8 protein-coding genes are annotated in these 12,827 nt (G+C 54.9%); 6 read left to right on the forward strand and 2 right to left on the reverse strand.

Features of this window, described 5'->3' with window-relative positions:
* Positions 1–71 precede the first annotated feature (71 nt).
* Positions 72–3,119 carry an efflux RND transporter permease subunit gene (locus GGR27_RS05595; RefSeq protein ID WP_168036439.1) on the forward strand — a complete coding sequence of 1,016 codons (3,048 nt, stop codon included), beginning with the start codon at positions 72–74 and terminating at the stop codon, positions 3,117–3,119.
* Positions 3,120–3,448: 329 nt separating this feature from the next.
* Entirely contained in the window at positions 3,449–4,654 is a 1,206-nt protein-coding gene (locus tag GGR27_RS05600) for a coiled-coil domain-containing protein (RefSeq protein ID WP_168036440.1), read from the forward strand.
* 53 nt (positions 4,655–4,707) lie between these two features.
* Here GGR27_RS05600 and GGR27_RS05605 read toward each other — a convergent pair whose 3' ends face one another.
* Positions 4,708–6,858 carry a Sip1-related alpha-galactosidase gene (locus tag GGR27_RS05605; RefSeq protein ID WP_168036441.1) on the reverse strand — a complete coding sequence of 717 codons (2,151 nt, stop codon included), beginning with the start codon at positions 6,856–6,858 and terminating at the stop codon, positions 4,708–4,710.
* 518 nt (positions 6,859–7,376) lie between these two features.
* On the opposite strand from GGR27_RS05605, the gene GGR27_RS05610 reads away from it, so the two are divergent.
* Positions 7,377–8,534, forward strand: a complete 1,158-nt coding sequence (locus GGR27_RS05610) for a S1C family serine protease (protein WP_320060340.1) — start codon at positions 7,377–7,379, stop codon at positions 8,532–8,534.
* A gap of 215 nt (positions 8,535–8,749) precedes the next feature.
* Here the strand turns inward: GGR27_RS05610 and GGR27_RS05615 are convergent, their stop codons facing one another.
* A complete protein-coding gene (locus GGR27_RS05615; RefSeq protein WP_168036442.1) occupies positions 8,750–9,637 on the reverse strand; it encodes a beta-1,6-N-acetylglucosaminyltransferase in 888 nt (295 codons plus the stop codon).
* A gap of 325 nt (positions 9,638–9,962) precedes the next feature.
* Here GGR27_RS05615 and GGR27_RS05620 point away from each other — a divergent pair, with 325 nt between their 5' ends.
* The 3 genes from GGR27_RS05620 (at position 9,963) to GGR27_RS05630 (ending at position 12,714) form a co-directional block, all read left to right on the forward strand.
* A complete protein-coding gene (locus GGR27_RS05620) occupies positions 9,963–10,844 on the forward strand; it encodes a poly(ethylene terephthalate) hydrolase family protein (protein WP_168036443.1) in 882 nt (293 codons plus the stop codon).
* Between the two features lie 227 nt (positions 10,845–11,071).
* A complete protein-coding gene (locus tag GGR27_RS05625; RefSeq protein WP_168036444.1) occupies positions 11,072–11,644 on the forward strand; it encodes a TetR/AcrR family transcriptional regulator in 573 nt (190 codons plus the stop codon).
* Positions 11,645–11,718: 74 nt separating this feature from the next.
* Positions 11,719–12,714, forward strand: a complete 996-nt coding sequence (locus tag GGR27_RS05630; protein WP_168036445.1) for an NADP-dependent oxidoreductase — start codon at positions 11,719–11,721, stop codon at positions 12,712–12,714.
* Positions 12,715–12,827: the final 113 nt, after the last annotated feature.

The following is a 12,827-nucleotide window of genomic DNA, read 5'->3' on the forward strand; positions in this document are numbered from 1 at the left end:
AAGCGTCCGGGGAAAATGTCCAGTAGTATGGGAAAGAAGATAGAATAAAGACCACAGACTAAACACCAAAAATGCAACTCCCAAACTGGTCCATCCAAAACGGTTCTTTCGTAGCCATCCTAACCCTGATCGCCGCCGCCGTAGGCATTCTTTCTTACCAGAGCATGCCCCGCTCCGAAGACCCGAGTATTAACCTTCCGAGGTATATCCTGACGATCGTCTACCCCGGCACCAGCCCGCAGGATATGGAAGAACTGATCGTTAATCCGTTGGAGGACGCGCTGGAAGAGGTGGACGATCTTGATAAAGTCACTACCGACATCTCTGAAGGCGTGGCTTTTTTCCGAATTGAAGCTTCGTTTAACATCGAGGACTGGGACGATAAAGGTGTAGAGATCGAACGGCAACTGAACACGGTCCGGGATCAATTACCGGCGGGTATTGTTTTTTACGAATTCGGGCAATTCAAGCAGGAAGACCGGGCGGTGGTCCATCAGATCGCGCTCACTTCCCCGGCCGCTCCGTACTACGAATTGGAGCAGATTGCGGAGAACGTCGAGGACCGCCTCGAAGCCGTCGCGGGCGTGAAGGCAGTGAAATTAGATGCTTTTCCGGATCGACTGGTGCGCGTTAGTATCGACTTCGAAAAGTGCGTGGCGCGGGGCGTGGCACCGGGGACAGTCATCCAGGTCCTGCGGGAAAACAACGTGAACGTGCCGGGGGGCAACGTCGCCGCGGCCGGGACCAGCTTCAGCATCAAAACGAGCGGCAGCTACGATGACCTGGAAGCGATTCGCCAGACCGTACTGGTCAGTCGCGACGAACGGCTGATCTACCTCCGCGACGTGGCCGACGTCAACTTCGCCTACGAAGAAGAGCGGTGGCGAGCACGCTACAACGGCGAACGGGCACTGCTGCTTTCGGTGCTGCTGGAGAACGAGAGCAACATCATGAACGTGAGTGAAGATATTCACGCGGCCCTCGACGAGGCGCGCGTTGATCTGCCGCCCACCGTTCGCTTGCAAACGGCCTTCGAGCAGGCTCCGGCGGTGAAGGCTCGTATCGGCGATTTCTTTATGAATCTCCTGCAGGGTGTATTACTCGTGGGCGTGATCATCCTGTTATTTCTCGGCTTGCGGCCGGCGTTGATCGTGATGATCGTCATTCCTTTGTGCATTCTCGTTTCGCTGGCGCTACTGAACGGGAGCGGTTTTGCCCTGCAGCAGATCAGTATTGCCGCCTTAGTGCTCGCGCTCGGTTTGTTGGTAGATAACGGCATCGTGGTGGTAGAAAACATCAATGATTATTTGAAGCAGGGGCTGTCTCCGGCTGAAGCGGCGGCCAAGGGCACGGGCGAGGTCGGGTGGGCCATTGTCAGCTCGACGGTAACGACCTTACTGGCGTTCCTTCCGCTGACGCAGCTGGGTGGCGGGCCGGGGGAATTCCTCAAATCTTTGCCGGTCACGGTGATGCTCACGTTGGGGATTTCGCTGTTGCTGGCGCTTACTTTTAGTCCGCTACTAGCATCTAAAATACTGAAATACCGGGAGGGCCGGAAGGCGCCCTTACCGCAGCGAGCCCTACACTGGGTGATCGCCAAGATCTACCGGCCGGCGCTTAACATTAGTCTGCGGTACGGGGCGCTCGTGATCGTAGTGGCGATCGGGTTGTTAATTGGCGCGGTAAGCCTGTTCCCCAGCATCGGCGTCAGTTTTTTCCCGACGGCGGATAAGCCCGTGCTCCTGATCGACGTCAAAACGCCCCCGGGCAGTGATCTGGAGGAGACGGACCGTGCGGTGTCGTTCGTGGAGTCCGTGGTAGGTGGTCTAGAGTATACTCGTGATTATTCCGCTAACGTCGGCCACGGGAATCCTTTCATTTATTACAACCGAATTCCACGAAATTTCCGAAAGAACGTAGGCCAGATACTCGTCAATTTCACCGAATGGGACCCGGTCCGTTTCTACGCCACCTTACGTGATTTAAGGGAAACATTTGGCGCGTACGCAGGTGCGGAGATCACTTTCCAGGAGCTAAAGAACGGCGCCCCCGTCAACGCCCCCATCGAACTACGAATCAGCGGCCCCGACGACCGTCAAGTCGAAGCACTGACCGGTAAAGTAGCCGCCATCCTGATCGCCACGGAAGGAACCATCAACATCCAAAACGACCTTCTCGAACGCAAAACCGACCTCCACCTGAGAATGAACCCCGAAAAGGCCGGCCTGACCAACCTCAACACCCTCGATTTTGACCGTACCATTCTCGCCAGCCTCTCCGGCCTCACCTTCGACGAAGTCAGCCTGGCCGACGGCGAAGACTACCCGCTCAACATCCGCATCGCCTACGACGACGCGGCCCCGGGCATCGAAGACTTCGACCGCGTGTACGTTCCCACGCGGACCGGCGCGCAAATTCCGCTCCGCCAGGTCGCCGACCTGGAATTCGTCAGCATGCCTTCCTCCCTCACCCACTTCGATCTGGAGCGGGTCGCCATCGTCACCGCCGACGTCACGAACGCCGACAATACCATCGCCATCAGCCAAAGTATCCTGGCCGAAGTAGAAGCGATCGACTGGCCGGCGGGCTACAAATACACCGTCGGTGGGGAATACGAAAAGCAACAATCCACCTTCGGCACGCTGGGTATTATTTTAATACTGGCTATGCTCGGTATTTTCGCCGTGCTAGTCTTACAGTTTAAATCGCTCCTCCAACCCATCATCGTTTTCTCCGCCCTGCCGCTGGCGGTGACGGGCAGTTTCGTAGCCCTTTGGCTGACGGGTTGGTCGTTCAGTTTCTTCGCTTTCGTCGGTTTTGTCTCGCTGTCCGGCATCGTGGTCAACAACAGCATTATTTTGGTGGATTATATGAATCAGTTGCGCGACGAAGGGCTACCGCTGGCGCGGGTCGTTCGGGAGGGAGCCGAACGGCGGTTTGTGCCCATCGTGCTCACTACGTTGACGACCATTCTGGGCCTGCTGCCCCTCACGTTACAGGCGACGAGTTTGTGGTCGCCGCTGGGCTGGACGATCATCGGGGGCATGGTTTCTTCTACGCTGCTGACGTTGCTGGTGGTGCCGGTGCTTTATGGGTGGCTGACGGTTGGGCGGGGGTAGGGGGTTTTAAACGTACGGGCGCGGCCGCGGGTGCAGAGGATTTTTCGGTGAAGAGCGGGGTGAGTTAGGCAGCTACAGCTGCGGTTGAACCCGAACGCAAATAATTTCCGCACCCCGAATGCGTTGTTTGCACGAATCCGTTCGCTCAACGGTACTTTTGGCGGAGCATGTCTTTGCTCTTTGGGGTCCAGCTGATGTAAACAACGGACGCGCCGCCCCCGAAAAAACTGACGGCTAAACAATCAGCCGCGTTCACTAAACCCAGACCCATAATTATGAATGTTGACCGCCCGTACAAAAATGGAGTGTTCGTGCTAGTTATAGCGAGCTTGAGCTTATTTTCACAGACAACCTTAGCCGGCCAAAACCTCCGGGGCGTTCAGGACTCCCTCCGCATCGTTTATTCGAATTATTTCGAAACTGTCTCCTCTTTCAATAAGCTGGATAGTCTCGACAGAGAACTCGGTACGATCCGCTCCAACTATTCGTCTTTCCGGCAGGAACTCAACGAGAATAACGCCAAGATCGGCGAGCTGACGACCGCGGAACTGACCACGCTATCCACCCGGTGGGCCAACCGCCGCGCCCAGATCATCGAAACCGCCGGCTTCGTGACCGTCGCCGAAACCAGCCTCAGCGCGCTGACGCTACTCCAAGAAGTGACGGACTACACGAACGCGATTTCGGAGCTCAACAACCCCGGCAACGAGGAACTGGGGTTCAACCTGAACGACCGGATCATTCAAATCCTCGAAACCGAAATCGTTAAGGGCCGAAGGAAAGTGAACGACGGCGAGGCGGACAAATTTCTGGCCATCGCCTCCGGCATTATCGACAACCCACTGACCACCCTCGTGACGAGTAGCATCCCGGTCGTATCCTCCATCAAGTCGATCTTCGACCTGGTCGTGGGCAGTGCCGTGCGGGGTAAAGACATCTCCGTCGACGACATCACGGAGCTACAAAAATCGATGGAGCGCTACGTCGCCCACTACGAGCGCCTGGCGGTCGCCCAGTACGACTTCGAACAGAACCTGAGTGCCGTCAACATCCGGCGTCAAACCATTGAGTTACTACTGAGAAATTTCACCAAGGAGCGGATCAAAACGATCGATCCCTCCTTCGCTCAGAAACCGAAGAACGACGACCTGGAGCTCAACACTATCATCACCCGCTACTACCTCCAGGACGACGTGCAGGCGGAGCTCGATCTGCTGGTCAGCGAGTACGACAACGATTACGGCGCGTTACTGCTGGACGAACGAACGACCTACCCCTCCTACGGCATTGCCCAAGCCCGGCTCATCAAGGACGAAGTCGAAACGATCGGTAAGGAATACATTAAAGTGTACAACGACTACCAGTCGTCCCTGTCAAAAGCACTGCTTCAGAGCGCCGACATCGGCAAAGTCGGTAACATCGAAAAGAAGATTAATTTTCTGGACGGGCAGTTGCTCAAAGTGACGAGCGCGCTGAACAGCGCGATCAAGATTGAGCGCTTGGCGAAGGAGTTTGAGCCGCTAAATAAGTTCTAGGGCGGGTGGGCTTTTGGTTTTGAGGAAGGGGCCCGTTCGTGTCGCCGGGGCCGTCACCATTCAACAACCACCGTAAAGTTTCTCCTGACTTCCGCCAAAATTTCAACGGTCAATAGCTCGTTCACGTACGCAAAAGCAACTTCTTTGCCACCACACGCAACCGACGTCGGGCGTTCGGGAATAATCGCCGCAAAGGTGCCGTAGTCAGCTACCACCACTTCCATCCTCCCCTTCTTTACGTTCTGTGTTACGATCGTACCTGGCGAATTATATTTATTAAGGAGACCGATAACGGCGGCACGCTGCACTACCGGTAAAATAAAGAATAGCTGATAGCCCATTCTGGGAAGTTCTAATTGAAGCTTCTCCTGCTTACTGAGTCGCCAGCTTTCATTTGAGAAGTATTCGTGGACCACAAAGTCATCGCCCTCCAGGCCCACGACGTCGCTGGGGGACAGGGTCCCCTTCACTAAATCCGAATCGGCCAGGTTCCAGGCGCCGACCAGACCGACTTTTTCATCCCCCGAAAAGGCCTTGAATACTTTCGGCTCTTGTAGTTGAAACAGACAATCTTTGGTCGGCGTCAGTGGCCGGGAGGGGCGAATTAGCTTTCCATCGGAATAACATAGCGCCCGCAGTATTGCAAAATCTTGCGACCCCGGTTCGTCGGTGACGTAAATCGGTCCGTTATTGATGGCCCTGGCGATGGCGTGAAATTCCGCGTCGGGGTTATGGGATTCGAACATATCAAAATCTGGAAATACCATCTGCTGAAAGTAGATAGAATTGTAAAACGCCATGACCAGGTGAGCCGCCGCGTTACCCCTTTCCATTCCGTAGCCAACGCCTCCCTCGTGTTCCGGGAAATAATCTTCCACCGCCCTGGCGACGGCCGAGCTGCCAAAATTTAGGTAGGCTTCCGCGGTCATGTCCATGCAGTTGATGACCGCGCCGTCGAAATAGGTGTCGGCGGATTGGTACAGGGCTGCGTGCATTTTTTCGCTCAGCGTAAATATGGGGTAGTTGTTAACCGCCATCTTCTCCGTAACCAGTTGGTTGTCCACTTTCAAAAAATCAACGCCCTGATCGCTTAGTTGCTCGTGCATGGATTGGTAAAAAGACAGGAGGGAATCGCTCTCCGGCCTGATGAAGTGATGAGTAACCAGCGCTGATGAATCGGGGTCCGTCGGGCGTACCTTTTGTTGCCAGGAAAATAATTCGGCTCGGTACCGCTCCCCGAGCTCTGAGTCCGGATTAATACCGTTCCAGTAGCCATTAAAAGTGTGCCACATCCCGACGTTCTTGATCCCAAAGTGTGTTTTTAAGGTATCGTTCAGTGAGCTGAAGCCGTTGGGGAATTTAGTTGTGTCCGGCCGGAATGAATTCAGCATGCCGGCGGTCGCATCGAGCCAGCCGTCGTCAACGATCACGTAACCGAGGGGAAAATCATTTTCGGTAAAGGTTTTTACGCTTTCGATGATTAGGTCTTCGTTTAACGCTTTTCCCAGGTTGGAAGCATTCCAGGTACACCAACCGAGGTAATCCAGCTGGTCCGGAAAGGACTTATTGGTTACCAGGTTGTCGGTGGCACCCATGGAGTTCAGTCCAGCCCGGTAAAGGCCCGCGAATAGTGCGTGGGGGTCGTCCCCAAAGCCAATTACCAGCTGAGGTATTTTATCGGTAGCTAACGCTGGTCCGTAGCTTACTGACTTTGCCCCGAACTTACCCTGGTGACTTCCCAGGGTAGTCCGGTACCCCCGGCCACTCAGGGGCATGGCCGCCCCAAAAAGCCCGTCGTCGTATTTCCAGTAGAAGAACTGTACGTCCCAGTCCTCAATGTCGCTAGGGTCAGTGACCAGCATTGGTTTGGTCCAGGAGTTCCAGGGTTTGTAGCGCCACAACGCGACGCCCTGGTCGAACCCCGGCATACCGTCAAAGAACGATCCTTTAAAATTATCCGCGTCGGTTTGATTTACGGTGGGCTGTTTTAGGCTGATCAGCACGTAGTCGTTCTCGACTAGCGCTTCGGCGGAGGCTTCGGTTCCCGCGGCGTTTTCCGCTGAATACCCCTTCAACGCCGTAAGCCTTTCCTGGCCCCGGTAGATTACCGTAATGCCATCGTCCCCCCGCTGCAGTCCCAAGGGGGAAGCTGGGGGGCGGCAACTCAGCGATCCTACTACGACGATGGCTAAGATTAATTGCATAATTCGCCTAAGCAAATAACAAACGGAGGCGCACATTCTGAAAAATTGATTTTGCATAGTTTATCTATCCAATAAAATAATCTTACGCAGAATCTTTTCGCCGCGTGAATCTAAAAGTACAGAAAAGGCGTGATCGAATGCGCCGAAGTATTTTTAACCCGCCATTTGTGAGTATTTGATCGTGTGGCAAAATCCGGTTGCGCAAAGTCAAATACCAAATTCAAATAAAACAGGTCTTCGCTGCCGGAGGGCGTGCTTTGGTTTATTCATTGATTACGCTGACCGTGAATCCAGTAGTTCTCTGCACTGGCTCCGCAGTTTAGTGGGTATCCTTCTGCCCCAGTACCGCGCAATTGTCCCCGGGGTGGCACCAAACCGTGTCCGCTCCGTCCGCAAATCACCCCGGCACCCGCGACCGCGCCCAAAGTTGAAGGTGGCGAGGTAGCTAACGTGCCTTACCCATAACAATACCCCGTCCGGCAACGTTTTTCCCCAGATACTTAACTGAACCCCACTCCGTGAAAAACTTCTTTTTCTCCTTTCTCATTATTTTCCTCTCCTTTTTAGCCGGCGGTTACCTCTTCCCTGGCGGCTTTTTTTCGAATAATTTGAAGAACGGAGCAACTGAAATGAACGTCCGCAACGTCACCGCCGACCTGTTTTCGGACCAAGCGACGCTACCCAAAACGACGCGCCCGGTGGGCAACACCATCGCCTACACCGACCAGGAACTTCACACCATCAACCTCTTCGAAAGCGCTAGCCCCGGCGTCTGCTACATCACCACCAAGACGCGCCAGCGCAGCTTCTGGAACCGCGACGTAACGGAGGTGCCTTCCGGCTCGGGCTCCGGCTTCGTGTGGGATAAAAACGGGCACATCATTACCAATTACCACGTAATTAAAGACGCGAGTAAAGCCATCGTGACGCTGGCGGACGGCGTGGATTACCAGGCGTCCCTCGTCGGAGCGGCGAAAGAAAAAGACCTGGCGGTGCTAAAAATTCAGGCCCCCGCGAACGTGCTGATGCCCGTGCCGGTTGGCGTGTCCAGCAACATCCGCGTTGGGCAGGCGGTCTACGCGATCGGTAACCCTTTTGGTCTCGACCAGTCGTTGACTACCGGGATCGTCAGCGCGCTCGACCGAGAAATCAACAGCCAGGCGAACGTGCCGATCCGGGGGGTGATTCAGTCGGACGCGGCGATTAATCCGGGGAATTCCGGTGGCCCGTTGCTGGACTCGCGCGGGCAGCTGATTGGAGTAAATACGGCTATTTACAGTCCGAGCGGGGCGTCAGCCGGTATCGGGTTTTCCATTCCCGTCGACGTGGTGAGCGTGGTGGTGCCCGATTTGATTCAGTACGGGGAGCTACGCCGGGCCAGCATTGGCGCGGAATTCCGGCCTCTGCGCCAGGGGCAGGGCTTGGCATTCTACGAAATTATGCCGAATTCCGCCGCCGCCCGTTACGGCCTGCGCGCCATCTACGAGGATAAGCGGAGCGGTCAGTGGTTGTTCGGCGATATTCTGACGGGCATCAACGGCCAGGCCGTGACCAACACGACCGAGCTTTACCTAGAACTGGAAAAGTATCAGCCGGGGCAGAAGGTGCAGTTGAACATCGTCCGGAAGGAGCAGGAAAGTGCGGTAGAGATCGTGTTGGGGAGCTCGGTGGAGTAGGCGCGGAGTCGCTGACTGACGGTACGTGAACCACTTGCCACAAAAGTACAGAAAGGGCTCTTGCGAGTTTCGCCGGGGCGCCATTTGCTCACGCTCTCGTGATTACGTTATTGCGTGGTAAGTGCTGGCCGCTGCGTAAGGTTAGCTAATAACAGGGGATTCTACGTTGGTTACGCTTTGTGGGGCTACGTCGGCGGGGGGGTGGTACTGTTTATTTAACCCGCACTGACGTCCTGCGTTTCCTTGCGGTGCGCCGTCAGCTTTTCGATCAGTTCAGTTTCACGCCCGTCTATCTTGCGGGCAAAGAGACAATCGCTGCTGACGATGGCCGAGTAGTCGCTCTCGTCTAAGAATGGTGGGGAGCCCTCTTCCGCCTTCGCCCAGTCGATGAAGCGCCGCGAATCGTTCACGACTTTGTGCGCGAACGGTGAGTTCATGACGACGGTTTGGAAGTAGATCTCCTCCGCACAAAAGGTGTGTTTAAATCGATCAAGGATGGAGGGGTTGCGGTCGGTAAAATCAATTACGTACCGTAATATTTCCCGGGAGAGCGACCAGTACGTGCTCCCGCCGTACAGCTGTCCTAAATCTTCGCTAATCGGTCTTTTGAACTTGACTAACTTTTGTAGGCGGATGATGCGATTAACCCACTTTCCGTGCTGCTTCGCGTCGATCAGGCTGCAGAGGTTGTAGTATTCCAGCCGTTCCAGACCACCGCCGCTCCACCGGGGGGAGGGGAGGGAGAAATGCTCCAGGTAACTCCGGTCGTCACCTTCCATCAGAGAAGCAAAATGTCGACTGCTTTGCACCGGATAATCTTGGCCCGTGATCAGGTGGAAGTATTGATTATCCGCGTTCGTCAGGGCAGTCCGCGCTAACTTGATGTACGACTTGAGGTGATTGACCGCGCCCCAGTTTACTTTGTAATCCTGGCCGACGTACGCTACGTTCGGCAACTGCCGTACCTCGTGGATGGTGGCTGCCGGAACGACGCTCTTCTTGTCGACGTGTACGTAGACGTTGAACCCGTCACCTAATTCATTGATAAGCACCTTCAGTTGCTCGAAATCCTTGTAGGCGGTTATTAGGGCGGCATGCTTCATAAAGGGGGTTGGTAGCGGAGTGACCGGGCGGGTGCCCAACGAGCGAATAGGGAAAGAAAGGGTGTGGGACGAGACTATCCCGCCGGGTCGTAGTGTATAAAGTTGGCCGAGCCCCCGGTAAGTACACGCAAGCGTGCGCCGCCGGGAAACGGTACGGTAAATCCGCACAAAATTACAACATCGGAGCGCATTATTGAGCTTGGTGGATGCTTACGTAGTCCGGTGGCTCCGTCAGCGCCGCGTACCGAGGCCAAAAAGTTAACGACGGACGGCAACCACCCCGCGCCTCCCCACATTAGTACGGGCACAAACCCTCACGTACACCATGGTGGCTAGATGTTGCTTACTGTTAAGTCTGTTTTTACTGGCGGCCCCCGGTTCCGCGCAGCGTGCCGGCTCCGGAGATTTGGTATTAAGTAACGGCCCCGGTGCGTACGGCGTGGCTAAAATCAAGCAGTCGGGGGGGATACGTAACGGTCCGGAATACGGGTCGGCCACCATCTATTATCCCACCGACGCCAAGCCACCCTACGCGAGTATCGTGATCGTGCCCGGGTTCAGGTCTTTCAAAGCTAAGCTTAAGGACTGGGGCCCTTACCTCGCGTCGCACGGCATCGTGACGATGCTCATCGGTACGAACAACATCTTCCAGAACCCGCCCGGCCGGGGGGAGGCGCTGCTCGACGCCGTGGTGTCCCTCAAAGCGGAACACAGTCGTGTTAGTTCTCCGCTCAACGGTCGGCTCGACACCAGCAGGGTAGCGGTGGGCGGCTGGTCGATGGGCGGCGGCGGGGCGCAACTCGCGGCGGCTAGTGATTCGAGTATTCGGGCGGTCGTGGCGCTCTGTCCTTACTTATTCCGTAAGAAATTATCACCTTCCGACCTCGACCACGGAGTTCCGTTATTAATTTTTGCCGGGGAAAAAGATTTTACCGCGCCGACCGCCAGCCAGGCTAGCGTGCATTACGAGTTGACGCCGGCGGAAACGGACAAACTGATTTATGAGGTCAAAGGTCGCGGCCACCGGGCGGGCAATCACCCCGCAAATGCCAACGGCGACGTGGGCAGGGTCGCTTTGGCCTGGCTGAAGAAGTATTTGGTCGGGGAGGTACAATACTGCGCACCCTTGCTCGCCGCGCCGCCTTCGGCTTCCGAATACGAGACGAATCTGGAATGCGATCGGGAGGTGCCTATTACTGGGCGTTAGTAATTATACTAGTTAGGTGTGCGCCGGTAGATATTATTGGGTGCCGCACTGATGTTACGTCGGCAACCGTCACTCGCGGCACGTGGTAGTAAGGATTGGGCGCGGTCGTGGATGCAAGGTAAAATTACCAGTGAGCAGGCTCGCTCGGAATAGAACACACAAATACAGCAAAAGAATGAACGTTCATTCACTTCGTGCTGTTACGGTAGATAGATTCACCCAACGGCATGAAAGTAAAAGTAACGGACAAAAAGCGCGCGCTCCTGGAGGCCACCCTGACCCTGGTGAACAACAGCGGGTTCCACGACGCGCCTATGTCGAAGATTGCTAAAACCGCGGGCGTGGCACCCGGTACGATCTATCGTTACTTCGAGCATAAGCAGGACTTGATCAATACGCTTTATCTGGAGGTAAAGTCTTCCTTCAGTACGGCGGCGTTTGGGGGGTATACGTCAAGCATGCCGGTCGAGGAAGGATTTCGGGTAATCTGGTACAACATTGCCGATTATAAGCTCAACAAGGTCAGCGAAGCTACCTTTTTATCGCAGTGCGACAACACGCCCATCATCGACGAAAGCATCCGGGCGGAAGGGCTCGTGCACCTCCAACCGCTCCTCGATTTATGGGAGAGAGGTAAGCAGGAAGGCGTAATCAGGCCGCTGTCGAACTACGTCCTCTACGCCTACGCCGTGTACCCCTTGTCGTTTTTACTCGCCGTGCAGGAGCGCGAATTTTATAAGCTGGATGAAATGACCAAAGACGAGACTTTCCAGGCTGCCTGGGCCGCCATAACGCCGTAAGCTTTTTTTGCGAACGAGCGGAATCAAGTTTTATTAATCAGCACACTGTCAGTAAAATCTAAAATTATAGCAGCATGAACAAAGTAATCTTACTGGGCAAACGCCCACACGGCAAACCCCAAACATCGGATTTTAAATTCGTGGAAGAAAATAAGCCTAAAATCAGCAAAGGTGAAGTGCTCCTGAAGCTAAGTTTTGTTTCCGTTGATCCCTACCTGAGGGGACGCATGATCGACGCCAAATCATACGTTCCGCCCTTTCAACTAAACGAACCGATCACCTCCGGCTGCGTCGCGGAAGTTGTCGAATCAAAAAATGAGCGCTTCAAGCAAGGCGACTTCGTTGCGGGGTCGATGGATTGGAAGCAATACCAGACATCAACCGGTGAAGGACTGCTGAAGGTAGACGGTAAGCAAGCCCCGTTATCCACGTATTTAGGCGTACTCGGCATGACCGGTCTGACGGCCTATTTTGGATTAACGGAAATCGGAAAACCTATAAAAGGTGAGACGATCGTAGTCTCCGGTGCCGCTGGTGCCGTGGGCAGCACGGTAGGCCAAATCGCCAAAATGAAGGGCTGCCGGGTCATCGGCATCGCGGGGACCGACGAGAAAGTAGCCATGTTGAAGTCTAAGTTCGGCTACGACGGCGCCATTAATTACAACACGACGAAAGACATCACCAAAGACATCGCCGCCGCCTGTCCGAATGGCGTAGACGTGTACTTCGACAACGTTGGTGGAGACATCTCGGACGGCGTACACGCCAACCTCAACCGGCTCGGTAGAATCATCGTTTGCGGGGCTATTTCGACCTACAACAATACCTCCGTCCCTACCGGGCCCCGGGTAGAAAGCTTCCTGATCAAGAAAAGTGCCCTGATGCAAGGCTTCATTGTTAGTAATTATGCGGCGCGGTTCCCCGAGGGCATGAAAGAATTATCGGGCTGGATGAAAGAAGGTAAACTGACGTATTCGGAGACTATAGTGGAGGGGTTCAACAACATTCCTCAAGCGTTTATCGGCCTTTTCGAAGGTAAGAATAGCGGTAAGATGATTGTCAAAATCTAAATAGTAACCGCTCACTGCGCAACTGGATTTAGCTGCGCAAGTACGGCGTCACATAAAAACGAGCCAATTATCCCTCGGCGCGGTCGAATGGCTATTTTGTGTGTTTCTGTGCT

The sequence above is a fragment of the Neolewinella antarctica genome (assembly GCF_011927835.1).
GTDB classification, from domain to species: domain Bacteria; phylum Bacteroidota; class Bacteroidia; order Chitinophagales; family Saprospiraceae; genus Neolewinella; species Neolewinella antarctica.

Excerpts from the sequence above, each read along its gene's own strand:
- GGR27_RS05595 (WP_168036439.1), top strand. The coding sequence starts at position 72 with ATGCAACTCCCAAACTGGTCCATCCAAAACGGTTCTTTCGTAGCCATC.
- GGR27_RS05605 (WP_168036441.1), bottom strand. The coding sequence starts at position 6,858 with ATGCAATTAATCTTAGCCATCGTCGTAGTAGGATCGCTGAGTTGCCGC.
- GGR27_RS05615 (WP_168036442.1), bottom strand. The coding sequence starts at position 9,637 with ATGAAGCATGCCGCCCTAATAACCGCCTACAAGGATTTCGAGCAACTG.
- GGR27_RS05620 (WP_168036443.1), top strand. The coding sequence starts at position 9,963 with ATGGTGGCTAGATGTTGCTTACTGTTAAGTCTGTTTTTACTGGCGGCC.
- GGR27_RS05625 (WP_168036444.1), top strand. The coding sequence starts at position 11,072 with ATGAAAGTAAAAGTAACGGACAAAAAGCGCGCGCTCCTGGAGGCCACC.
- GGR27_RS05630 (WP_168036445.1), top strand. The coding sequence starts at position 11,719 with ATGAACAAAGTAATCTTACTGGGCAAACGCCCACACGGCAAACCCCAA.